Source organism: Acidibrevibacterium sp., assembly GCF_049965395.1.
GTDB classification, from domain to species: Bacteria; Pseudomonadota; Alphaproteobacteria; order Acetobacterales; family Acetobacteraceae; genus Acidibrevibacterium; species Acidibrevibacterium fodinaquatile.
The window spans coordinates 1-21,797 of record NZ_JBMFWJ010000048.1 but is presented as its reverse complement, the minus strand read 5'-3'; the positions used below and the strand labels follow the sequence as shown (position 1 = coordinate 21,797).

Sequence of the window (21,797 nt, the reverse complement as noted above, 5' to 3'; positions counted from 1 at the left end):
TCAGCCCGCCCTATTCCGATGGCCGGTTCAGCAATGGCCCGGTCTGGGTGCAGGATCTGGCGAGCCAGCTCGGATTGCCGGCGCTCACGGCAAGCCTCGCCGGCGGCACCGATTTCGCGGTTGGCGGCGCACAGACCGGGACGACTCCGGTCCACACCGCCAATCTCTCAGATCTACCGGCGCAGCTCGCGGCGTTCCAAACCGCTGTTCCGACGCCGGCCTCCGGCGCGCTTTATACGCTCTGGATCGGCGCCAATGATCTCTTCAGCATCCTCGGCACACCCGGCATCAGCCAGGCGACGGCGATCGCAGATGCCAATGCCGCGGTCAGCAATGTGGTGACCTTCGTCGCCGGCCTCGCGGCCGATGGCGCGAAGACTTTGCTGCTCGTCACCGTCCCCAATCTCGGCGTGGTGCCGGCGATCACCAAGCTTGGATCGGCCGCAGAGACCGCGGCGACCGATCTCTCCGCCTATTTCGACCAGGCCCTGGTCAGCGCCGTCGGCGGCGAGGCGGCGGGCGCGGGAATGCATCTTTCGATTCTCGACAGTTTCGGCCTGCTTGATGACGCGATCGCGGATCCGGCCGCGTTCGGCTTCAGCAACGTGACCACCCCGTGCTGGACCGGCAATTATACCAGCGCGAGCAGCGGCACGCGCTGCGCGAGCACCATCGCCGGGCAGGATCAATATCTGTTCTGGGATCAGGTACATCCGACCGCGGCGGGGCAGCAGATCATCGCCGACGCGGCGTTTGCGGAAGTGCCGGAGCCGGGCTCGCTCGCCCTGTTGTTGGGGGGGCTCGGTGCGCTTGGCTTCGTTCGCCGTCGCCGTGCTGCGCCCACGGCATGAGCGACGCCGTCGCCGTTTCGCTCTCGGTCAATGGCGAGCGGATCGCGGCGCGCGTGTCGCCGCGCCTCCATCTCGCCGATTTCCTGCGCGACACGCTTGGCCTCACCGGCACCCATGTCGGTTGTGAGCAGGGCGTGTGCGGCGCCTGCACCGTTGTGGTTGACGGCGCGCCGGTGCGCGGCTGCCTCATGCTCGCCGTCCAAGCCGATGGCGCGGCGGTAGAAACCATCGAAGGCTTGAGCGCGAGCGGCGCGATCGCCGATTTGCAGGCAGCGTTTGTTGCGGTCAATGCGCTGCAATGCGGCTTTTGCACGCCGGGGATGCTGATCACCGCGCGGGATTTGCTCCTGCGCAAGAAAAACCCTGATCGTGCCAGCATCCGCGCGCATCTTTCCGGCAATTACTGCCGCTGCACCGGCTATCAGGCGATCATCGATGCGGTGGCGATGGTGGCGCGCGGCGAGATGGCCGCGATCAGCGAGTAATTTCCTGGCCTGGGCTGCCGCTCTTCATCGGCCTTAGGCCTTCCCCTGCCGGCCGCAGCAAACGCAGCACCGCGAGCAGAAAACCGCAGGCAAAGCCCAGCCAGGCGAGCGCCTGAAACGGCCAGAGCGGCAGGTTGAGGTCATAGCTCGCCTCGCCGCTCGCTTTGGTGTCGAGCGTTTTCATCGCCATCGTCCCGGCGAGCGCCGCCATGGCCAGCGCGAGCACGAGATCATCAAAGCGCGCGAGCCACCGCCGGGCCGGCACCGGCACGGCGTTCCAGAGGAGATCGACGGTGATGTGCTCGCCGCGATAGCCGGTGACGGCGATGCCCCAGAAAATCAGAATACCGAGCAGATTGCGCCCGAGATCGTAGCTATCCGGGATCGACCAGTTGAAGACATAGCGCAGCACCACCGAAACGAAGGTGAGGGCGGCGACGAGCGCGAGCAGCCCGCCCGCCGCCCGCTCGATCGCGCCGATCAGGCGGAAACCGGCCACTGCCGCGCTCAATATTGCGCGTGGTGGGCGACGAGGCTGGCGTCGAACGCCTGGGCGATGGCGTCTGGGTCGGCGCCGGTGCGTTTGACCGAAGCCGCCCAATCCTGATGCAGCGGCGCTGCCGCATCACGCCAGGCTTTGAGCTGTTCGGGGCTCAAGGTCAAAATGGTCTGCCCCGGCTCGGCGGCGACCTTGGCGCGGCCGGCAACCTCGAAATCCGCCCAGGGGCTGGCGAAACGCACCGCCCAGTCGGCGTTGCAATGGGCGTCGATCACCGCTTTCTGGTCGGGCGCGAGCCCCTCATAGCGCGCCTTGTTGATGACCCAGACGAAGGTGGTGACATAGAAATTGGCATCGATATGGTATTTCACCACCTTGTCGATGCCGAACAGCACGAGCGAGCCCCAGGGGAAGAAAATCCCGTCCGCGACCCGGCGCTCCAAAAGGTCGCGCGCCGCCGGCGCCGAGGCCTGGACGTTGGTGCCACCGAGCAGGGTGACGAAATTGCCGATCGTCGCATCCGCCGGGCGCAGCTTGAGGCCGCGAATATCGGCCGGCATGAGTACCTGCCGCCGCGTGTGCAGCGTGCCGGGGTCGTGCATGAAGGCGAAGCAGTAATGCACGTCTTTCATCTCGCGCGCGGCATAGGCGCGATACCAGTCATCGAGGGCGGCGGTGCCGGTTTTCGCGTCGTGATACTGAAACGGCAGATCGCTGAGGGCGAGAATCGGAAACCGCCCGGGCTGATAGCCAGGATTGACGAAACTCACATCGGCGATGCCATCGCGCGCGAGATCGTAATGATCGAACGCCTTGCCGAGCTGCTCGGCGGGAAAGATCACCGAGGTCAGCGAGCCATGCGAATCGGCCTTGAGGGAGTCCGCCCATGCCTCCACCGCTTTTTGCAGCGGATGCGCCGGCGGCAGCCAGTGCGCGAGTTTCAGCTCGACCTTCTGGTCCTCGGCCCGGGCGAGGCCGGGGAGGGTCAGCGCCGCGAGCACGCCGGCCGCCATCCCGGCGATCCAGCGCAGGCGAGATTTCTGGCGGTTTCTGATGGATTTTGTCATTTTTCCTCCCCCGGCGACACCGCGCGGCGGCGCCTCATGGTTATTATTCATAGATATCGGCGCTGTTCAATTGGGCGCGCGCCATCAAACCCGCTGCAGCGACCAGTAAAGCGGCGTTCGCCCGGCGGCCAGCGCCTTCGCTTCATAGCGCGTCGGCGTCCAATCCGGCGGGCGTGTCGTCATTGGCGTCGCGGGCGCGAAAAAGCGCTGTCCGGCCAGGACTTCGCCGACCCAGGCCTGATAGGTCGGATCATCGGTCGCGATCCGCCACTCGCCGCCGGGGCGAAGCGCGCGGGCGACGAGCGGCAGGTTCTCGGGGTGGACGAAGCGGCGCTTGGCGTGGCGCGCTTTCGGCCAGGGGTCGGGGAACAGGAGAAACACGCGGCAAAGCGATGCCGCCGGCATGGCGCGCAGCGCGATCCGCGCATCATCGCCCCAAATCCGGAGATTGGCCGGGAGCGGCGCGCTCGCCTCCCCCCCTTCCGGCACCAGCCGGCCGAGAAGCGAGGCGAGGCCGTTGGCATAGACCTCGCAGGCGATCAGGGCCGTCTCGGGATGGGCGGTGATTTCGGCGAGCGCGTGCTCGCCGCCGCCAAAGCCGATCTCGAACGCGATCGCTTCGAACCCGCCAAGCCCGGCGAGCGGGGCGGCGGGATCGAAGCGAAGCCGCGGCAGGGTTTCGGCGAGCAGCCGCACCTGGCGCGGGCGCAAAGCGTGGCCGTGCTGGCGGCCATAAAGCCGCTCGGGCGGTTTTTTGACCCTGAGCGCGCCCAGCCCCTCAGCGCCCGAACGCGGCGCGGAGCGCAGGCACGAGATCGGTCCGCTCCCAGGTGAAGCTGCCGAGTTCGGGGTCAGGCTCGCGGCCGAAATGGCCATAGGCGGAGGTCGGCACATAGATCGGGCGGTTGAGATGGAGATGCTCGCGAATGCCGCGTGGAGAGAGATTGACGAGGTCGCGCAGCGTCGCTTCGAGCCGCGCCTCGTCCACGTCCTTCCCGGTGCCGTGCAGATCGACATAGACCGAAAGCGGGTGCGAAACCCCGATCGCGTAGCTGAGCTGGATCGTGCAGCGCTCGGCAAGCTCGGCGGCGACCACGTTTTTCGCGAGATAGCGGCAGGCATAGGCGGCCGAGCGATCGACCTTGGTCGGATCCTTGCCGGAAAACGCGCCGCCGCCATGGGGTGCTGCGCCGCCATAGGTATCGACGATGATCTTGCGCCCGGTCAGGCCGCAATCGCCGTCCGGGCCGCCAATGACGAATTTTCCGGTCGGGTTCACATAAAACTGCGCCTCCGGGCACATCCAGCCAGCGGGCAGCGAACTTTCGACGATCGGCCAAAGCCGGCGCTTGATTTCCTCGCGCTCCAGTTCGGCGACGTGCTGGATCGAGACGACGATGCTGGTCGCCCCGACGGGCTTGCCGCCGCGATAGCGGAGCGTCACCTGGCTTTTGGCGTCGGGCAGCAGGCCGGCGGCGGTGACGTCGCGGGCGCGGCGCAGTTCGCTGATCCGGCGCAGAATGAGATGGGCATAATAAATCGGCGCCGGCATCAGCGCCTCGGTCTCGCGGCAGGCATAGCCGAACATGATGCCCTGATCGCCGGCGCCCTCATCCTTGTTGCCAGCGGAATCGACGCCCTGAGCGATGTCTTGCGACTGAGCGTGGAGGTGGCATTCGACATGCGCGTTGCGCCAGCTAAACCCCTCCTGATCATAGCCGATATCATGCACCGCCAGGCGCGCGAGATGGGTGAGATATTCGGCGGTGATGGTATCTGGGCCGCGGGTTTCGCCAGCGAGCACGATGCGGTTGGTGGTCACCAATGTCTCACAGGCGACGCGCGCATAGGGATCGGCGGCGAGGAAGGCATCGAGCACGGTGTCGCTGATGCGGTCGGCCACTTTGTCCGGATGACCCTCGGAAACCGACTCGGAAGTGAACAGAAAATCGCCCTTATCGCGCATGGCGCAATTCGTCCTCTTGTCGCGCAGGGACCGGAGAATGCCGGCAGCCGCGCCGGCACAGGCGGCGCCGGAGCGGAGGCTGTGTGGCGGAAACCGCTCTCGCGGTCAAGCCATTCCGGAACGGCATGGCCGACGCCGCGCGCCGGCTTGCCAGGGTCTTGACTTCGGCAAAATTTTTATATTATTGGAGATATGGAAAACTCAGACGCCGTTTTCGCCTTGGGGGCATTGGCGCAGGATACCAGGCTCGATGTCTTTCGCCGCCTCGTCCAAGCCGGGCCGGAGGGTCTGCCGGCCGGTCAGATCGCCGAACAGCTCGGCGTGCCCGCGGCAACCTTGTCGTTTCATCTCACGCAGCTCAGGCAAGCGGGGCTGATCACCTTCCGGCGCGAAGGCCGGTCGCTGATCTACGCGGCCGAATATGCGACGATGAACGCGCTGCTCGCCTATCTTACTGAGAATTGCTGCGCCGGATCGGCCGCCGCGGGCACCACCGCCTGCTTCACCGAGTTCCGGAAAGGATGAGTATGACCGTCACCATCTATCACAATCCCGCCTGCGGCACCTCGCGCAATGTCCTCGGCCTGATCCGCAATGCAGGGATCACGCCGGAGATCATCGAGTATCTCAAGACCCCGCCGAGCCGTGAGGTGCTTTCTGACCTGATCCGGCGGATGGGCATTCCGGTGCGGGCGCTGCTTCGCCGGAAAGGCACGCCCTATGACGCGCTCGGCCTCGATGATCCGGCGCTGACCGACGATCAGCTCATCACCGCGATGCTGACACACCCGATTCTGATCAACCGGCCGATCGTCGTAACCCCGCTCGGTGTCCGGCTCTGCCGCCCGTCGGAGACGGTGCTCGATCTCTTGCCGGCGCCGCAGCAAGGCGCGTTCCGTAAGGAGGATGGCGAGGTCGTGGTGGATGACGCGGGCCGGCGGGTCCGCTAGAGGCGCATATCATGGCATCTGACACTCACCCCATAGCGCCGCCCCAAGCGGCGCTGGCGACGGCACGGATCGGCGTTTTCGCGCGGTTTCTTACCCTTTGGGTCGCGCTTTGCATTGTCACTGGCATCGTTCTCGGCCAAGTCGCGCCGGCGCCGTTTCATTGGCTGGGTGCTGCGACCATCGCCGAGGTCAATCTGCCGGTGGCGGCGCTGATCTGGCTTATGATCGTGCCGATGCTGCTGAAAATCGACCTCGCCGCGCTCGCCGAGGTTGGGCGGCATTGGCGCGGCATGGCGGCGACGGTCGGTGTAAACTGGCTGGTCAAGCCATTTTCGATGGCGTTGCTCGGCTGGCTGTTCATCGCCCATCTCTTTCGCCCCTTCCTGCCGGCCGGGCAAATCGAAAGCTATATCGCCGGGCTGATCCTGCTCGCCGCGGCCCCCTGCACGGCGATGGTGTTCGTATGGTCCAGCCTGGTGGAGGGAGAGCCTTATTTCACGCTGAGCCAGATCGCGCTCAACGATGCCATCATGGTTTTTGCCTTCGCGCCGATCGTCGGGCTGCTCCTTGGTCTCTCCGCGATCACCGTGCCGTGGAACACGCTGTTTCTCTCGGTCGTGCTCTATATCGTGATCCCGCTGATCGCCGCGCAAATCTGGCGCCGGGTGCGGCTTGCGGCCGGCGGCGAGGCGGCTCTCGCGCACCTTCTCGCGCGCCTCGGCCCGGTTTCGATCGTTGCCCTGCTCGCAACCCTGGTGTTGCTGTTCGGGCTCCAGGGCGAAGCGATCATCGCGCAACCGCTCATCATCCTTCTGCTCGCGGTGCCGATCATCGTGCAGGTTTATTTCAATGCCGGCCTCGCCTATGTCATCAATCGCGCGATCGGCAGCGAATGGTGTGTCGCCGCCCCCTCGGCGCTGATCGGCGCGTCGAATTTCTTCGAACTCGCGGTCGCCGCCGCGATCGCTCTGTTCGGGTTTCAATCGGGCGCGGCGTTGGCGACGGTGGTCGGGGTTTTGGTGGAGGTGCCGGTGATGCTGAGCGTCGTCGCCCTGGTCCGCCGCACCCGCCCCTGGTACGAGGCCGGCATTGCCCGGCACGCGGGGGCACGCCGTGGCTGACGAGACGCCGGATGAGGACGAAACCCTCCCGGCGCTGGTTGCCGATCTCCTCGCCCCGCCCGATCAGTCGCGGCTGGAGCCGGCGACCCGCGCGACCCATCCGCCGCGCATCCTGCTGCTCTACGGCTCGTTGCGCGAGCGCTCCTACAGCCGGCTTCTGACACTGGAGGCGGCGCGCATCCTGCGTCATCTCGGCGCCGAGGCGCGCGTCTTTGACCCCCATGGCTTGCCGCTGGCCGATAGCGTGCCCGCCGATCATCCCAAAGTCGCGGCGTTTCGGACGCTCTCACTCTGGTCGGAAGGGCAGGTCTGGTGCAGCCCGGAGCGGCATGGCGCGATCACCGCGGTCTTGAAGAATCAAATCGATTGGCTGCCGCTCTCGCTCGGCGCGCTACGCCCGACCCAGGGGCGCACGCTCGCCGTCATGCAGGTCTCGGGGGGGTCGCAAAGTTTCAACGCGGTCAACACGCTTCGCCTGCTCGGGCGCTGGATGCGGATGGTCACCATCCCCAACCAGTCCAGCGTCGCCAAGGCCTACGAGCAGTTCGACGAGGCCGGGCGGATGCTGCCCTCGCCCTATTACGACCGCTTGGTGGACGTGATGGAGGAGCTGGTCCGCTTCACCTGGCTGCTCCGTGACCGCGCCGATTATCTCACCGACCGCTATAGCGAGCGGAAAGAGGCGTTTTGCCTGCCAAGCCGGCTCTGACCCGGCGGCTCGTGTGGCAAAGCGGCAACGGCCCAGCGATCTTTTCTTGCCGCGCCGCAAAATTGATCGAGATCAAAGAGCTCATCTGACATTGCGTCGATCCTTCACAGGCTCGTTATGTGAAAGAGGAGATTGCGATGAGAGGTTCGTTTTCCCGCCATTCTCCAGGGAAATGGCCGGCGAAATGGCTCTGGGGGTTGGTGGCGGCGCTCACGGTACTATTTTCGGTCGACCGCGCCGAAGCGGTGCCGGCCTTTGCCCGCCAGACCGATCAGCCCTGCACCTCATGCCATATCGGCGCGTTCGGGCCGCAGCTCACGCCGTTCGGCATCGCTTTCAAGATGGGCGGCTACACGCTGACCGCCGGCGATACCCCGTATCCCTATATCCCGATTTCGGCGATGGCCTTCGCATCGTTCAACAACACGGCGACCGCGGTGGAAGGCGGCTCACCGGCCAATGATTATCGGGCCAACAACAATTTCAACCTCGATCAGATGTCGTTGTTTCTCGCCGGGCGGCTCTCCGATTATGCCGGCGGCATGATCCAGGTCACGGCCTCTAACGATGGGAGTTCGGTCGCGCTCGACGACAGCGACCTTCGTCTGACCCATGAATTCTCGATCTCAAGCCAGGATGTCCGCATCGGTCTCGACATGAACGACGGGCCGACGGTGCAGGATCCCTACAACACGCTTTATCATTACGCTTATCCTTACGCGAATTCGGCGGTCTCGCCCGGCCCGGTCACGGCGCCGTTCGCGATCCAGGCTTTGGGCGGCGCCAACACAATCGGCCTGACCAATTACTGGTGGATCAACCAGACCTGGTACATCGAGGGCGGCGCCTATAAATCGCTGAGCCCAACCTGGTTCCAGGCGCTTGGTGAAGGTTCGGTCCCCTCGCTCGGCGAGGTCGAAGGGGGAGCGCCCTATCTCCGCGTCGCCTACCAAAAGCAGTGGGGTAATAACTTCCTCGAAGTCGGTGGCGTTGCGTTCTATGCGCCGATGGCCGCGAACGTCATCGCGATGCCGGGGACGAACACCTACTTGGACTATGGTCTCGATGCGAACTATCAGTACAGCAACGGCAATCATCTTTTTGCAATAGATACGAATATATTGCAACAGCAAGCGCAGCTCGACGCCATGCACAACGCTGGCCTCGCCGACAAATCCTATAACGAGATGGAAAATTTCCGCATAGCTGCAGATTATTACTACAAAAATACATACGGCTTCACGATGGCTTATAACGGTATTTGGGGCACGTCCGATAAAACCTTGTATGCGCCGGCCTCGGTGGTCGGTAGCGCCAACGGCAGCCCGAACACGCAATCCCTCACCTGGGAGGCCGATTGGGTGCCGTTTGGCAAATCGGCTGACACCGTCTGGGATTTCGAGAAGAACCTCAAGGTTGGCCTACAATACACCGACTATCTCGAATTCAACGGCGGCACCACCAACTTCGACGGCTTTGGCCACAATGCCAGCGGCATGAACACGCTTTATCTCTATGTCTGGCTGGCATGGTAGGAGTGGGGCATATTATGCAGCAGAAAACAGACAGAGGGAGCAGTGACGTGTTGACCCAAACCCCTGACGCGAGCGCCCGGTATAGCGGCTGGAAACGCGGCCTTGCGCTCGGGCTCGGCGCCTTTGCCTTCAGCCTCGTGGTCGCCACCGGCATGATGGCAAAAGCCCAAGTTCCCGACGAAGAGGATGAAAACAACAAGCCGGCGATGATCGCCCACGGGCATGAGGTGTTCAATCACATCTGCGCCCAGTGCCATTCCGACAAAAAGGGCGTCAATCGGGTTGGGCCCAGTCTCTTCGGCGTTGTTGGCCGCAAGGCGGGGACCGAGCCGGGCTTTGCCTATTCCGAGGCGATGAAGAATTTCGGCAAGGTATGGACTAGCGACGAATTGACGCATTATCTCTGGGATCCGCAGGCCTGGATCCCAGGCGTTGCGATGCATTTCGCCGGCCTCAAGCGCAAATGGAACCGCCACGCCGTCATCGCCTATCTCGAAACCCTGCACGACTAACGATGTGATCCCCGCAACCCCGGCCCGGGCAACCTGGCCGGGGTTTTTTTCAGCTCTCGCTCAAGACCGCCTGCAAATCGGCCGGGCGCGCAACGACAGTCCCAGGGCGTGTCGCAACAATGCCGGCGGCGGCGCCGGCGAGCCGCGCGGCGCAGGAAAGCGGCATCGCAACGGCAAGGCCAGCCGCCAATGTCGCCAGCGCCGCGTCAGTAACACCGAACAAATCCAATTTCTGGTCACGCGGCAACGCCATGTGCAGCGCTGGCCCGGCGCCAAACACGCTGATCCCCGCCACGCCACGCAGCACCATCACTGCGCCGAAACGATATCGCGTCATCAAAACCGCGGCCGCCGCTTCGACTTCGTCATCACGCGCGGTCGGCAGGCCGGTCGCCAGCGCCAGCTCTCCCGCTGTCGGTAAAATCACATCGGCGCCGGCAAAGCGGGCGCAATCGCCGCTCGCGGGATCGACCACGACCTTGCGGCCCAGCTCACCCGCGATCCGCACCAGCGCCGCCGCCAAATCGCCGCTCAACACCCCCTTGCCGTAATCGGACAGCACCATGAGCGAGGTTGCCGCCATGGCATCGCGCGCGATGCGGAGCAGCCTCTCGGCAAGACGCGCCTCGATCGGATCGGTTTGCTCGCGATCGGCGCGGAGGAGATGCTGGCCATCGGCGAGAAACCGCGTTTTGCGGGTCGTCGTCCGCCCGCCTTGCACGAGCAGCCAGGGTTCGACCCCCGGCTGGCCGCCAATCAGCCCGGTAAGATCAGAGCCGGTCTGGTCATCGCCGACCACCGAGACAAAGGCGCAGGCAGCGCCGAGTGCGGTGAGATTGCGCACGACATTGGCGGCGCCACCAGGCAGCGCCACCTCGCGCGCGATGGTCAGCACCGGCACCGGCGCCTCCGGGCTCAGGCGCTCGACATGGCCATGGATATAGCGATCGAGCATGGCATCCCCGACCACCAGCACATTGGCGCGCGACAGACGCTGTACCATTTCCGCCGGGGTCAGGCGGGCATCGTCAGCGGGCGCTGTCGCCGCTCTCGGGGCGGGTTCATCCATCACGCTTTCGCTACCTGTCCGCGCCGACGCTGGCAAGCGGGATTTCGCCGGCCGGCGCGAGAATGTGAGGATAGCGGCGCAAAATATGCAGCATCACCAGCATCGCCGGCAGCGCCGAGAGGAGGCAGAACGCGTAAAACCGGGTCCAGCCGAGCCCGGCGGCAAGAAAGCCCGAAAGCCCGCCGAGCGTGCGCAGCGGCAAGGCGGCAAGTGAGGAAAGCAATGCATATTGCGTCGCCGAATAGGCCTGATGGCAGAGCGCCGAGAGGAACGCGAGAAACGCCGCATCCGCCAATCCCTCGGCGAAGGCCTCGATCAAGGTCGTGGCATAGAGCACGCTCGGCCGGCCGGCCGAAACGGCGAGCGCGAGATACATGACCATCGCCGCCATTTGGGCAAACCCTGTCCAAATCAGCGCCCGCGCCGCCCCTTGGCGCGCCACCAGCCAGCCGCCGAGCGAAATCCCAACGAGCGTCGCGGCGAGCGAAATCGGCCCGTTGGCCAGCGCCACCGCGCCACGATCGAAGCCGAGCGCGCGATAAAACGGCGCCAGCATGACGCCGGCCAGCGCCTCGCCGAGCTTGAAGAGCGCAATGAAGAGCAGCGCCCAAACCGCACCGCGCCGCGCCAGAAATTCGCCAAGCGGCGCCAGCACCATGCGCCGAAACACCCCTCCCGCCGCCGTCGCGCGCCAAGGCGCCGCCGGCTCGGGCGCAAGGAGGGTCGCGACCGGCCCGACCACGGCGAGCCCAGCCATCGCCGCGAGCGCGCCGTGCCAGCCCCAAAGATCGGCGAGCTTGATCGCCGCCGCCCCCGAGATCAGCAGCGCCAGACGATAGCCCCAGACATAGCACGCCAAGGCCGCGCCCTGCAGGGACGCGGAAAAACTCTCGATCCGCCAAGCATCGACGACGATATCCTGGCTCGCCGAGCAAAAGGCGAGCAAAATGGCGGCAGCGATGGTCGCGAGCGGGGCGCGGGCGGGATCGGAGAGGGCGAGCAGAAACATCGCCGCGATCAGCAGCGGCTGGACCACCAGAAGCCAGCCGCGCCTTCGCCCCAAGCCCGCGACGGCGCGGTCAAACAGCGGCGCCCAGAGGAATTTCAGCGCATACGCAAAGCCGATAACCGCCGACAGTCCAATCGCGCCGAGCGAAAGCCCACTCTCGCTCAGCCATTGGCGAAGCGTGAAGCCGGTCAGCGGTAGCGGCAAACCGCAGGCGAAGCCATAAGCGGTCATGACGATAAAAGCGCGCCGCTCACGCATGCCGGGGTCAGGAAGGAAAGCGAGAGGCGCTACCCCTCGACGGGATAGGGTGATCGCCAAACCCGCTTCCCTTTTGGCAGCATTCGCGGGGATGTGAGCAGTACGTTTGATTTCGATGGCCCGGCTGCCGCGATGCGGCGCGGTTGCGGTGGGGGCGCATGGGGTCTGCCGCGATCATTGAGATCACCATCTTCGCGCGCCCCCCTCCGCCGGGCAAGCCACTCTCCAGCGGGTTGACGCCGGCCCGACTATGATGCGCGAGAGATGCCCTCTTGGGCGCGGCCCGCACGATCGGCCGATGGCGATGACCGGCCGCCGCATGATCGCGCGACCCTCTCTTGCAAGAATATAAAGATATGTTTATATGCAGACGCACACATGCAGTCCCTTCTCGCCCTGCTTCGCGCCGCCGCCGAGCCGACCCGGCTTCGTCTTCTCGCGCTCATCGCCGGCGGGCCGTTTTGCGTCACTGAACTGACGGAGATTCTCGGCCAGTCGCAGCCGCGTCTGTCGCGGCATTTGCGCCTGCTCTGCGATTGCGGCTTGCTCGTCCGCTCGCGCGAAGGGGCGAATGTCTGGTTTGCCCTCGCCGAGGGGGCGGGCGCCAGCCTTGCGCGTGACATTCTCGCGCGCCTGCCGGCTGATGAGCCAGAACTCGCCGGTGATCGCCGCCGCGCCGCCCGCGTGCTCGCCGAGCGGGCCCGCGCCGCTTCCGAGAATTTCCGCCGCAAGGGTGTCGAATGGGATGAGACCAGCGCGCTTGGCCTCCCCGCCGCGGCGCTGGAGGCGGCCTTGCTCGATGCCTTGCCGCCTGGCGATCTCGGCCGCCTTCTCGATATCGGCACCGGCACCGGGCGGCTTCTCGAACTGCTTGCGCCGCGCATCAGCGCCGGTCTCGGGATCGATGCCAGTGCGGCAATGCTGGCGCTTGCCCGCGCCCGTCTCGCCCGCGCCGGCATCGCCCATTGCCGGGTGCGGCGCGCCGATATGTATCGCCTGCCGCTTGCCGATGGCGGCTTCGATCTCGTCGTGATGCAGATGGTGCTGCACTACGCCGAAGATCCGGTCGCGGCGCTCGCCGAAGCCGCGCGGATGCTGCGCCCGGGCGGGCGTTTGCTGCTCATCGATCTCGCCGCGCACGGTCGCGCCGATCTGCTGACGCGCCTTGCCCATCGTTGGCCGGGTTTCGCGGAAGATGCGATGGCAAACATGCTGGCCGCCACCGGGCTCGCGCTCGAGGCCGCGCGGGGCCTTGATCTCGCGCTCGGCGTGCGGCTCTGGACCGCCCGACCGTGCGCCGCCGCCCACGTTGAATCCGCTCTCGCCGTCTGAGGAAAAATCATGACCGCCCCGCATCTTCTCGACTATCTCCGCGATCGCGTCCTACTTTGTGACGGCGGCGTCGGCTCGCGCGTGCAGGCGCTTTCCCTCGATGTCGAACGCGATTACTGGGGCCGTGAAAACTGCACCGATATCCTCAATCTTTCGCGCCCCGATCTCGTGCGCGAACTCCATCGCGGCTATTTCGCCGCCGGCGCCGACATGGTCGAGACCAATAGTTTTGGCGGAAGCCCGATAACCCTCGGCGAATTTGGCCTCAGCGAACGCGCTTTCGAGATCAACCGCGTCGCCGGTGAGTTGGCGCGCGAGGCGGCAGCCGAATTCAGCGATGGCCGGCCACGCTTCGTCCTCGGCAGCGTCGGCCCCGGAACCAAACTGCCGAGCCTCGGCAATGTCGATTACGACACGCTGGAAGCGGCGCTCAGCGTGCAATGCCGCGGACTGATCGCCGGCGGCGTCGATGCCATTCTGATCGAGACCTGCCAAGATACGTTGCAAATCAAGGCGGCGGTGAATGGCGCCAAGATCGCGCGTGCCGAGGCAGGCAAACCGATCCCGATCTTCGTCCAGGTGACGGTGGAAACCACCGGCACCCTCCTCGTCGGCCCCGACATCGCTGCCGCGACCACCGTTATCGAGGCACTCGACATCGATCTGCTCGGGATCAACTGCGCGACCGGGCCACAGGAAATGGCCGAGCATGTGCGCTATCTCGCGCAGAACTGGCCACGCCTGATTTCGGTCCAGCCCAATGCCGGGCTTCCTGAACTGGTCGACGGGCATACCTGCTATCCGCTCCATGCGAGCGAAATGGCGAGTTGGCTCGAGCGCTTCGTGACCGAGGATGGGGTCAATATCATCGGCGGCTGCTGCGGCACCGATACACACCATATCGCGGAACTGGACGCGATGCTCACTCGTCACGCGCCGCACGGTGCGGCGCGCCCGCGCCCGGTTCCGCGTCATGCCGTTTTCATGCCGGCGGTCGCGAGCCTTTATTCGCATGTGACGCTGCGCCAGGAAAACAGCTATTTCTCGATCGGCGAACGCTGCAACGCCAATGGCTCGAAAAAATGGCGTGAATTACAGGAACGCCACGATTGGGACGGCTGCGTCGCGATGGGGCGCGAGCAGATCGGCGAAGGCTCCAATGCCCTCGATGTCTGCACCGCCTTCGTCGGACGCGATGAGGGCGGCGAGATGGCGGAAGTCATCACGCGATTCACCTCGTCGGTGAATGCGCCGCTGGTGATCGACAGCACCGAACTCATCGTGATCGAACGCGCGCTCAAGCTTCATGGCGGCAAGCCGATCATCAATTCGATCAATTTCGAGGATGGCGAGGCGCCGGCGGAGGCCCGCATGCGGCTTGCGCGCCGCTTTGGCGCGGCTGTGATCGCGCTCACCATCGACGAGGAGGGGATGGCGAAAACGCCCGAGCGCAAGCTCGCCGTTGCCCGCCGCCTCGTCGCTTTCGCCTGCGAAAAGCACGGCTTGCGACAAGCGGATCTGTTGATCGACCCGCTGACCTTCACCATCGCGACCGGCAACGAGGATGATCGCAAGCTCGGGCTTTGGACGCTCGAGGGGATTGCCGCGATCCGCGCCGAATTTCCCGAAATCCAGATCATTCTCGGCCTCTCCAATATCAGCTTCGGTCTCAACCCGGCGGCGCGCGCCGTGCTCAACAGCGTTTTTCTCGACCACGCCGTCCGCGCCGGCATGACCGGGGCGATCGTCCATGTAAGCAAGATCCGCCCGCTGCACCAGATCGCGCCCGAGGAAGTCGCGATCGCCGAGGATCTGATTTTCGACCGCAGGCGCGAGGGCTACGATCCGCTCGCCCGGCTGCTCGAGGTTTTCGCCGAACGCCGCGCAGCAGACGCCGTGCAGCGCAAGCGCCCGGAAACGGTGGAGGAGCGGCTCAGCCTTCGCATCGTCGAGGGCGACCGCAAGGGGCTGGAGGCCGAACTCGATGAAGCTCTGGTCAAACATGCGCCGCTTGACATCATAAATTCGATTCTGCTCGACGGGATGAAAACCGTCGGTGAATTGTTCGGCGCCGGCAAGATGCAGCTCCCCTTCGTTTTGCAAAGTGCCGAGACGATGAAGGCCGCTGTTGCCTATCTCGAGCCGATGATGGAGCGGATCGAAGGCCAAGAGAAGGGCACCATCGTGCTCGCAACCGTCAAGGGCGATGTCCATGATATCGGCAAGAACCTGGTCGATATCATTCTCACCAATAACGGGTACAGGGTCATCAATCTCGGCATCAAGGTGCCGCTCGCCGACATGCTGGCTGCGGCACGCAAGCATCACGCCAATGCCATCGGCATGTCTGGCCTCTTGGTCAAATCGACCGTCGTGATGCGGGAAAATCTCGAGGAGATGTCGCGCATCGGGGTCGATATTCCGGTTCTGCTCGGGGGTGCCGCGCTCACCAAAGGGTATGTCGAGGACGAATGCGTGCGTTCTTATGCTTGCGGGCGCGTCGCCTATGCCCGCGATGCCTTCGATGGCCTGCATTTGATGGAGAAAGTCGCTGGCAATGATTTCGACGATTATCTCGCCGCCCTCCAGGCCAAGCGCCAGGGGCGGGCGCGCAACACCGCGCGAAAGCTTGGCGAGGCCGATCAACACGCCTTCCAGCCCGCCGATATCGCCGCGACCCGCGCGCGCCGCCAGCGCTTGACCGCCGATCAGCCGCCGCTGGCGCCGCCTTTCTGGGGTGCGCGCATGATCGAGGCGGCGCCGCGCGCCATCGTTCCCTTCCTCAATGAACGCAGCCTTTATCAACTGCAATGGGGATTTCGCAAACAGGGGCGATCGCTCGATGAGTTTCTCGGCTGGGCGAAGCAGGAGTTGCGCCCGACGCTGCGGCGGATGCTGACGCTTTGCGAAGCCGAAAACATCCTCGCGCCACAAGCGATCTACGGATATTGGAAAGCCGCCGGCACCGGCAACGATCTCGTTCTCTTTGCCGAAGATGGCGAGACCGAACTTTGCCGCTTCGCGCTGCCCCGCCAGCCGCGCGAGGATGGCGAGTGCATCGCCGATTTCGTGCGCGACATCGATGACGGCACGCGCGATGTCATCGGCTTGCAAGTCGTGACGATGGGCGCCCGCGCCTCCGACGTCGCGCGCGCCTGGTTCGCGGAAAATCGCTACCAGGATTATCTCTATCTCCACGGTCTCTCGGTCGAGATGGCGGAAGCGATGGCTGAATACACCCACAAACGTATGCGCGCCGAACTCGGCTTCGCAGCCGAAGATGATCGCGACATGGAAAAAATGCTGGCGCAGGGCTATCGCGGCTCACGCTACTCGTTCGGCTATCCCGCGTGCCCGCGACTAGAAGATCAGGCGCCGCTGCTTCGCCTGCTCGAGGCTCAGCGCATCGGCGTCACGCTTTCCGACGAATTCCAGCTCGATCCCGAGCAATCGACGAGCGCGCTCGTCATCTTCAACGCGCACGCCAAGTATTTTTCGGTATAAAAATCAAAGAAAAGAAGCAAAAAAAACTTTTGCCCCGATTTCTCAGAGCGGCGGTGCCGCAGGCACTGCCGCAACGGGGAAAAGTTTTTTGGTTCTTTTTTCAAAAAAGAACGTCTTTCCTCGTTACTCCGCCGCTACGGCCGCCGCGCCGCTGACGTCCTCCCAGAGCGCCGGGTTGAGCTCTTCGCGGCGATCGGGGAAGAACACCGCGCAACCCAAGGTGACGACGGCGAAGGCGGCGAGCACCAAGGTTACCGCAACCAGGCTCCCGGTGCGCTCGTATAAGGTCGCGACCAACGGGGCGGCGGCGGCGCTGCCGAGAAAGCCGACGAAAAACCGCACCGAATACATCCGCGCCCGCACCGCCGGCGCGATATAGCGCGCGGTCATGGTTTCGTTCACCGTCACCTGCCCGAACACCGCAGCCGCGACCAGCCCGGCGACGATGACCACGGCGATACCATGGGCGACGGCCAAGGCCGCGAGCGACGGCACCAGCACCAGGCTGAGCGGCAGAAAAACGCGCTTCAAGGTCGTGCGGTCGATCATCCGCCCGACGCTGAACTGGGTCACGGCGCCGCAGAGCGTCGCGACAAAGGCGCTAGCGCCGACCAGCGGCAGGAGGTTATCGCCGAGCCGATCCGCGAGCAGCTTTGGCAGCAGAATGGTGAAGGCGTTGAATACCAGGCCGGAAACCGCGGCGATCAGCAGCAGGACGATGACGGCGCGGCGCACCAAAGCGGGGGGGATGGCGGGAAACGGGCGGCCGTTGCGGTGCGCCAGATGATGCTCAAGCGCCGGCGTCCGCGCCCATATGATGCCGAGCGCGATGCAAATCAGGCCGGGGACGATGAACGCCAGGCGCCAGCTGAAATGGGCGGCGAGCAGGCCGGTGACGATCGGCGCCAGGGCGACGCCGACATTGCCGAAGACGCCATTGACCCCCACCGCGCGACCGGGTCGATCACCGGCGGCATCCACCAGCATGGCGGTGCCGATCGGGTGGTAGATCGCGGCGAACAGCCCGGCGGCAGCGAGCGCCAGGGCCAGCGGCCAGGGCGAAGAGACCGCGCCGGCCGCGGCGAGCGAGGCGCCGGTCCCGAAAAAAAACGCAGCCAACAGCGCTTTCCGCCCCAGGCGCGCGGCAAGCCACCCTTGCGGCAGCGAAAACAACCCATAAAGCACGAACATGCCGGTCGAGAGTTTCAGGATCGGCCCATAGCTTGGCCCGAACGCCCCCCCGGGCCGCGCCATCACCAAAACCGCGGTGGGCAGGATGAGCAACGAGTAATGCGTCAAACAATGCGCCAGATTGATCAGCGCCAATTGCCGCGTTTCCACCTTGGCCATTATCTGCTCCCGAGACGATAACCAGAGCAGGCTATATTAGTGACCGGCCATTTCCAAGAACCCCATGCGAATGGCACGATTGCGCGCTTGGGGGGCACGCGTTGGCGCTTGCCCCCCGCTTCGCTTTGGTCAGAGGCGCTCGTGTCCCGTTTCAGACATTCGCAAGCGAATTTCATGGACACTCGCTCTTTGTTTTCAGTGGCCTGCTGATCCCTGACATGCCAAAGCATGTCAGGGGCAGGACACTAGTTCAGCCGCCGATCCATTTGGCGAGAATGGCGAGCAGCAATAGGGCGACGATATTGGTGATCTTGATCATCGGATTGACGGCAGGCCCAGCAGTGTCCTTGTAGGGATCGCCAACGGTATCGCCGGTCACCGCCGCCTTATGCGCCTCCGACCCCTTGCCGCCATAATTCCCCTCCTCGATGTATTTTTTGGCGTTGTCCCAGGCGCCGCCGCCCGAGGTCATGGAAATCGCGACGAAGAGACCGGTGACGATGGTGCCGAGCAGCATCGCGCCGAGCGCGCTGAAGCCGGCGGCGGCGCCACCGATCGCATCCACCACGAAAAACAGCACGATCGGCGCCAGCACCGGCAAGAGCGAGGGGGCGATCATCTCGCGAATCGCCGCCCGCGTCAGCAGATCGACGGCGCGACCATATTCCGGCCGGCCGGTCCCCTCCATGATGCCAGGGATCTCGCGGAACTGACGCCGCACCTCGACCACCACGGAGCCGGCGGCGCGGCCGACCGCAGTCATGCCGAGCGCCCCGAACAGATAGGGCAGCAAGCCGCCGATGAAGAGCCCGATCACCACGTAAGGGTCCTGGAGATTGAAATGCACGTCAAGGCGCGGGAAGTAGTGCTTGAGATCCTCGGAATAGGCGGCGAATAGCACCAGCGAGGCGAGCCCGGCGGAGCCGATGGCATAGCCTTTGGTGACCGCCTTCGTCGTGTTGCCGACGGCATCCAGCGCATCCGTCGTCACCCGCACCTCTTTCGGCAGATCCGCCATTTCGGCGATGCCGCCGGCATTGTCGGTCACCGGCCCGTAAGCGTCGAGGGCGACGATCATGCCGGCGAGCGCCAGCATCGTCGTCGCGGCGATGGAAATGCCATAGAGGCCGGCGGTGAGGGAGGCGGCGATGATCCCGGCCGAAATCACGATCACCGGCAGCGCCGTCGCCTCCATCGAGACCGCGAGCCCCTGGATGACATTGGTGCCGTGGCCGGTGGTCGAACTCCGCGCGATGCTGCGTACCGGACGATAGGCGGTCGAGGTATAGTATTCCGTGATCCAGACGATCAGCCCGGTGACGACGAGGCCGATCAGGGCGCAAACGAAGAGCCCGCCACCGGTCACGGCGCCGCCCGACGCGGTCGCGATCGGGGTCGAGAACCCGGTGAGGGCGGCGATCACCAGCGCGATCGCGACCACCGAGAGCGCGCCGGTGACGACGAGACCCTTATAGAGCGCGCGCATGATGTTGCCGTCATGCCCGAGCTTGACGAAATAGGTGCCGACGATCGAGGTCACGATGCAGACGCCGCCGATCAAAAGCGGCAAAAACATCAGGCCGTCGCGAATCTGGCCGGTGAAATTGATCGCCGTCAGCAGCATCGTCGCGACCACCGTCACCACGTAGGTTTCGAACAGGTCGGCGGCCATGCCGGCGCAGTCACCGACATTGTCGCCGACATTGTCGGCGATCACGGCGGGGTTGCGAGGATCATCCTCGGGGATGCCGGCCTCGACCTTGCCGACCAGATCGGCGCCGACATCGGCGCCCTTGGTGAAAATTCCGCCGCCGAGGCGCGCGAAGATCGAAATCAAGGAGGCGCCGAACGAAAGCCCGACCATCGCCTCCAGCACGGGCCGGAGATTATCGCTCGGCATCATCGCGCGGAGAATGAGATAGTAAATGGTGACACCGAGAAGACCGAGGCCGACCACCAGCAGCCCGGTGATCGCGCCCGATTTGAAGGCGAGCGACAGCCCGGCGGCAAGCCCGCTTTTCGAGGCCTCGGCGGTGCGGACATTGGCGCGCACCGAGACGTTCATGCCGACATAACCCGCCGTCGCCGAAAGCACGGCGCCGATCAGAAACCCGATCGCGACCCGAAGGCCGAGCAGGGCGCCGAGCAGCACCAGAATGACGATGCCGGCGATGGCGACGGTGGTGTATTGGCGGTTGAGATAGGCCCGCGCGCCTTCCTGCACCGCGCCGGCGATTTCTTGCATGCGGGCGGTGCCGGGATTGGCGGCGAGAACCTCGCGAGCCGTTGCCCAGCCATAGGCGAGAGCGACGGCGCCACAGACAATGGTGACGATTTCGGCTAAAAGCATCCGGGACAGTTCCTTATAGTTTCTGGGTATTTTGTGATCCGGGCGATCTGGTCGGAGACGAAAGGCGCACAGCAACAGAGCATAAGAAAGAGCACGAAAAAGCTGCCCCGCGCGGCGTCGCCGCCGGCGATGCGTTCACGAACATGACAGAATGGCGGCCGAGGGGGAAGGGGATATAGTGATCGCCACATCAGCCCCCAATTTAGCAGCACTCACGGGCTTGTGAAGGGTGGTGAGCACTATCTATGAAGTCGACTTCCTCGGGTTCGACTCGGTTGACCGCGAGTGGCTGCCGCGGATGTTGACGCACAGGGTGGCCGACCCTCAAGTTCTCCGGCTGGTCCGGATGTGGCTAGAGGCCGGTATTCTGGAGAGCGATGCGTGGCACGAGACTGACAGGGGACGCCGCAAGGCGCGGGCATCGGCCCGCTGCTGGCCGACATCTTCCTGCACTACGTCCTCGATCTCTGGGTCCATCAATGGTGCCGTCGGAACGCGCGCGGTCGGGTCTCAATCGTGTGCTACGCCGACGACTTCGTGATGGGTTTCGAGAGCGCGGACGACGCACGGCGGATGCTGGCCGACCTCAAGGAACGGCTCGCCAGTTTCGGCCTGTCGCTCCACGAGGACAAGACGCGCCTGGTCGAGTTTGACCGCCTACCGGCCATGGCTCGCCGGCAGCGTGGCGGCTGATGCACATGTCGCTGGCCGAGCAGCATCGGTGGTACGCCAGCGTGCTGCGCGGCCATTACGGCTGGTACGGCATGCCGCACAACTGGCGCTCGATGAACGAATTCCCGCAGGAAGTCCGGCGCATCTGGTTCACCTGCCTCAGGCGGCGGAGCCAGAAGAGCCGGGTGCGGGAAAGCCGCCTGCCCGGATCCGTGAAGGCGGAGCCGAATGGCCGAGCTACTCGACCACGATCTTGAACGATCGCTAACCGGGCTCCGTGCCCTTGTCGCGGCCTGGCATGCCGATGGCGCGCGGGTGGCGCTGGTGCCGACCATGGGGCGCTGCATTGACGGCCATGTGGCGTTGATCCGCGCCGCGCGGGCCGAGGCCGAACGGGTCGTGGTCTCGATTTTTGTCAACCCGCGGCAATTTGGCCCGAATGAGGATTTCGACTGCTACCCGCCTCCTGCTTGACCGTTGATCTGTGGCGTTTTCGGCGGCCTGCTAAGCATGTCATATAAGCGCGATATTGGCGTTTTCCGCGAGGGCCTGGCGCCG

At 64.8% G+C, this 21,797-nt stretch carries 20 protein-coding genes and 1 pseudogene; 13 read left to right on the top strand and 8 right to left on the bottom strand.

The annotated features are described in order from the left end of the window. Together ACP5M5_RS12290 and ACP5M5_RS12285 are read left to right on the top strand one after the other, a co-directional pair. Positions 1-851 (top strand): SGNH/GDSL hydrolase family protein (locus tag ACP5M5_RS12290; RefSeq protein WP_427937783.1); only part of this gene is annotated, 851 nt, incomplete at its 5' end. Then, the gene (locus ACP5M5_RS12285) at positions 848-1,336 is read left to right on the top strand and encodes a (2Fe-2S)-binding protein (protein ID WP_427937782.1); all 489 of its coding nucleotides are present in this window, start codon (positions 848-850) and stop codon (positions 1,334-1,336) included. The genes ACP5M5_RS12290 and ACP5M5_RS12285, both read left to right, overlap by 4 nt. Here ACP5M5_RS12285 and ACP5M5_RS12280 read toward each other — a convergent pair. The 4 genes from ACP5M5_RS12280 to metK form a co-directional block, all read right to left on the bottom strand. Then, on the bottom strand, positions 1,326-1,835 hold the full coding sequence (locus ACP5M5_RS12280; RefSeq protein ID WP_427937781.1) for a TRAP transporter small permease: 510 nt from the start codon (positions 1,833-1,835) through the stop codon (positions 1,326-1,328). The genes ACP5M5_RS12285 and ACP5M5_RS12280 overlap by 11 nt on opposite strands. A gap of 8 nt (positions 1,836-1,843) precedes the next feature. Continuing rightward, entirely contained in the window at positions 1,844-2,902 is a 1,059-nt protein-coding gene (locus tag ACP5M5_RS12275) for a TRAP transporter substrate-binding protein (protein ID WP_427937780.1), read from the bottom strand. Between the two features lie 84 nt (positions 2,903-2,986). Continuing rightward, positions 2,987-3,709: a tRNA (guanine(46)-N(7))-methyltransferase TrmB gene (gene trmB, locus ACP5M5_RS12270; protein ID WP_427937785.1), complete on the bottom strand. Its 723-nt coding sequence runs from the start codon at positions 3,707-3,709 to the stop codon at positions 2,987-2,989. Next, entirely contained in the window at positions 3,681-4,868 is a 1,188-nt protein-coding gene (gene metK / locus ACP5M5_RS12265; protein WP_427937778.1) for a methionine adenosyltransferase, read from the bottom strand. The genes trmB and metK overlap by 29 nt, the downstream gene beginning before the upstream one ends. 192 nt (positions 4,869-5,060) lie before the next feature. Here metK and ACP5M5_RS12260 point away from each other — a divergent pair, with 192 nt between their 5' ends. The 6 genes from ACP5M5_RS12260 (at position 5,061) to ACP5M5_RS12235 (ending at position 9,695) form a co-directional block, all read left to right on the top strand. Then, a complete protein-coding gene (locus ACP5M5_RS12260; RefSeq protein WP_427937776.1) occupies positions 5,061-5,393 on the top strand; it encodes an ArsR/SmtB family transcription factor in 333 nt (110 codons plus the stop codon). 2 nt (positions 5,394-5,395) lie between these two features. Next, the gene (gene arsC / locus ACP5M5_RS12255; protein ID WP_427937775.1) at positions 5,396-5,818 is read left to right on the top strand and encodes an arsenate reductase (glutaredoxin); all 423 of its coding nucleotides are present in this window, start codon (positions 5,396-5,398) and stop codon (positions 5,816-5,818) included. Positions 5,819-5,829: 11 nt separating this feature from the next. Beyond that, on the top strand, positions 5,830-6,939 hold the full coding sequence (arsB, locus tag ACP5M5_RS12250; protein ID WP_427937774.1) for an ACR3 family arsenite efflux transporter: 1,110 nt from the start codon (positions 5,830-5,832) through the stop codon (positions 6,937-6,939). Further along, positions 6,932-7,648, top strand: coding sequence for an arsenical resistance protein ArsH (gene arsH / locus ACP5M5_RS12245; protein ID WP_427937771.1), 717 nt, complete (start codon positions 6,932-6,934; stop codon positions 7,646-7,648). The genes arsB and arsH overlap by 8 nt, the downstream gene beginning before the upstream one ends. 137 nt (positions 7,649-7,785) lie before the next feature. After that, a complete protein-coding gene (locus tag ACP5M5_RS12240; protein WP_427937768.1) occupies positions 7,786-9,183 on the top strand; it encodes a hypothetical protein in 1,398 nt (465 codons plus the stop codon). Positions 9,184-9,233: 50 nt separating this feature from the next. Then, a complete protein-coding gene (locus tag ACP5M5_RS12235; protein ID WP_427937766.1) occupies positions 9,234-9,695 on the top strand; it encodes a c-type cytochrome in 462 nt (153 codons plus the stop codon). Positions 9,696-9,744: 49 nt separating this feature from the next. Here ACP5M5_RS12235 and ACP5M5_RS12230 read toward each other — a convergent pair whose 3' ends face one another. Further along, positions 9,745-10,764 (bottom strand): bifunctional heptose 7-phosphate kinase/heptose 1-phosphate adenyltransferase, encoded by a 1,020-nt coding sequence (locus tag ACP5M5_RS12230; RefSeq protein ID WP_427937764.1) that lies wholly within the window; start codon positions 10,762-10,764, stop codon positions 9,745-9,747. A 10-nt stretch (positions 10,765-10,774) separates the two neighbouring features. After that, entirely contained in the window at positions 10,775-12,031 is a 1,257-nt protein-coding gene (locus tag ACP5M5_RS12225) for an AmpG family muropeptide MFS transporter (RefSeq protein WP_427937762.1), read from the bottom strand. 378 nt (positions 12,032-12,409) lie between these two features. Between ACP5M5_RS12225 and ACP5M5_RS12220 the strand changes: the two genes are divergently transcribed. Together ACP5M5_RS12220 and metH are read left to right on the top strand one after the other, a co-directional pair. Continuing rightward, complete coding sequence (locus tag ACP5M5_RS12220; protein ID WP_427937761.1) at positions 12,410-13,363, top strand: ArsR/SmtB family transcription factor; 954 nt, start codon at positions 12,410-12,412, stop codon at positions 13,361-13,363. A gap of 9 nt (positions 13,364-13,372) precedes the next feature. Then, positions 13,373-16,867, top strand: coding sequence for a methionine synthase (metH, locus tag ACP5M5_RS12215; protein ID WP_427937759.1), 3,495 nt, complete (start codon positions 13,373-13,375; stop codon positions 16,865-16,867). 123 nt (positions 16,868-16,990) lie between these two features. On the opposite strand, the gene ACP5M5_RS12210 is transcribed toward metH, so the two are convergent. Both ACP5M5_RS12210 and ACP5M5_RS12205 read right to left on the bottom strand, forming a co-directional pair. Next, positions 16,991-18,217, bottom strand: a complete 1,227-nt coding sequence (locus ACP5M5_RS12210; protein WP_427937758.1) for an MFS transporter — start codon at positions 18,215-18,217, stop codon at positions 16,991-16,993. 250 nt (positions 18,218-18,467) lie between these two features. Next, entirely contained in the window at positions 18,468-20,567 is a 2,100-nt protein-coding gene (locus tag ACP5M5_RS12205; RefSeq protein WP_114911323.1) for a sodium-translocating pyrophosphatase, read from the bottom strand. 411 nt (positions 20,568-20,978) lie between these two features. Here ACP5M5_RS12205 and ACP5M5_RS12200 point away from each other — a divergent pair. The 3 genes and pseudogenes from ACP5M5_RS12200 to ACP5M5_RS12190 form a co-directional block, all read left to right on the top strand. Further along, positions 20,979-21,260, top strand: a pseudogene (locus ACP5M5_RS12200) (reverse transcriptase domain-containing protein); the annotation flags it as partial. 5 nt (positions 21,261-21,265) lie between these two features. After that, the gene (locus ACP5M5_RS12195; protein ID WP_427937756.1) at positions 21,266-21,496 is read left to right on the top strand and encodes a hypothetical protein; all 231 of its coding nucleotides are present in this window, start codon (positions 21,266-21,268) and stop codon (positions 21,494-21,496) included. Continuing rightward, positions 21,468-21,713 carry a pantoate--beta-alanine ligase gene (locus tag ACP5M5_RS12190; protein WP_427937754.1) on the top strand — a complete coding sequence of 82 codons (246 nt, stop codon included), beginning with the start codon at positions 21,468-21,470 and terminating at the stop codon, positions 21,711-21,713. The genes ACP5M5_RS12195 and ACP5M5_RS12190 overlap by 29 nt, the downstream gene beginning before the upstream one ends. The last annotated feature ends 84 nt before the right edge of the window (positions 21,714-21,797 follow it).

Bases quoted from the DNA above. Each gene is read 5' to 3' on its own strand.
- ACP5M5_RS12285 (WP_427937782.1), top strand. From the start codon at position 848: ATGAGCGACGCCGTCGCCGTTTCGCTCTCGGTCAATGGCGAGCGGATC.
- metK (WP_427937778.1), bottom strand. From the start codon at position 4,868: ATGCGCGATAAGGGCGATTTTCTGTTCACTTCCGAGTCGGTTTCCGAG.
- ACP5M5_RS12225 (WP_427937762.1), bottom strand. From the start codon at position 12,031: ATGCGTGAGCGGCGCGCTTTTATCGTCATGACCGCTTATGGCTTCGCC.
- arsB (WP_427937774.1), top strand. From the start codon at position 5,830: ATGGCATCTGACACTCACCCCATAGCGCCGCCCCAAGCGGCGCTGGCG.
- ACP5M5_RS12240 (WP_427937768.1), top strand. From the start codon at position 7,786: ATGAGAGGTTCGTTTTCCCGCCATTCTCCAGGGAAATGGCCGGCGAAA.
- arsC (WP_427937775.1), top strand. From the start codon at position 5,396: ATGACCGTCACCATCTATCACAATCCCGCCTGCGGCACCTCGCGCAAT.
- ACP5M5_RS12260 (WP_427937776.1), top strand. From the start codon at position 5,061: ATGGAAAACTCAGACGCCGTTTTCGCCTTGGGGGCATTGGCGCAGGAT.
- ACP5M5_RS12220 (WP_427937761.1), top strand. From the start codon at position 12,410: ATGCAGTCCCTTCTCGCCCTGCTTCGCGCCGCCGCCGAGCCGACCCGG.
- ACP5M5_RS12230 (WP_427937764.1), bottom strand. From the start codon at position 10,764: ATGGATGAACCCGCCCCGAGAGCGGCGACAGCGCCCGCTGACGATGCC.
- ACP5M5_RS12190 (WP_427937754.1), top strand. From the start codon at position 21,468: ATGGCCGAGCTACTCGACCACGATCTTGAACGATCGCTAACCGGGCTC.
- ACP5M5_RS12205 (WP_114911323.1), bottom strand. From the start codon at position 20,567: ATGCTTTTAGCCGAAATCGTCACCATTGTCTGTGGCGCCGTCGCTCTC.
- ACP5M5_RS12210 (WP_427937758.1), bottom strand. From the start codon at position 18,217: ATGGCCAAGGTGGAAACGCGGCAATTGGCGCTGATCAATCTGGCGCAT.
- ACP5M5_RS12195 (WP_427937756.1), top strand. From the start codon at position 21,266: ATGTCGCTGGCCGAGCAGCATCGGTGGTACGCCAGCGTGCTGCGCGGC.
- metH (WP_427937759.1), top strand. From the start codon at position 13,373: ATGACCGCCCCGCATCTTCTCGACTATCTCCGCGATCGCGTCCTACTT.
- ACP5M5_RS12275 (WP_427937780.1), bottom strand. From the start codon at position 2,902: ATGACAAAATCCATCAGAAACCGCCAGAAATCTCGCCTGCGCTGGATC.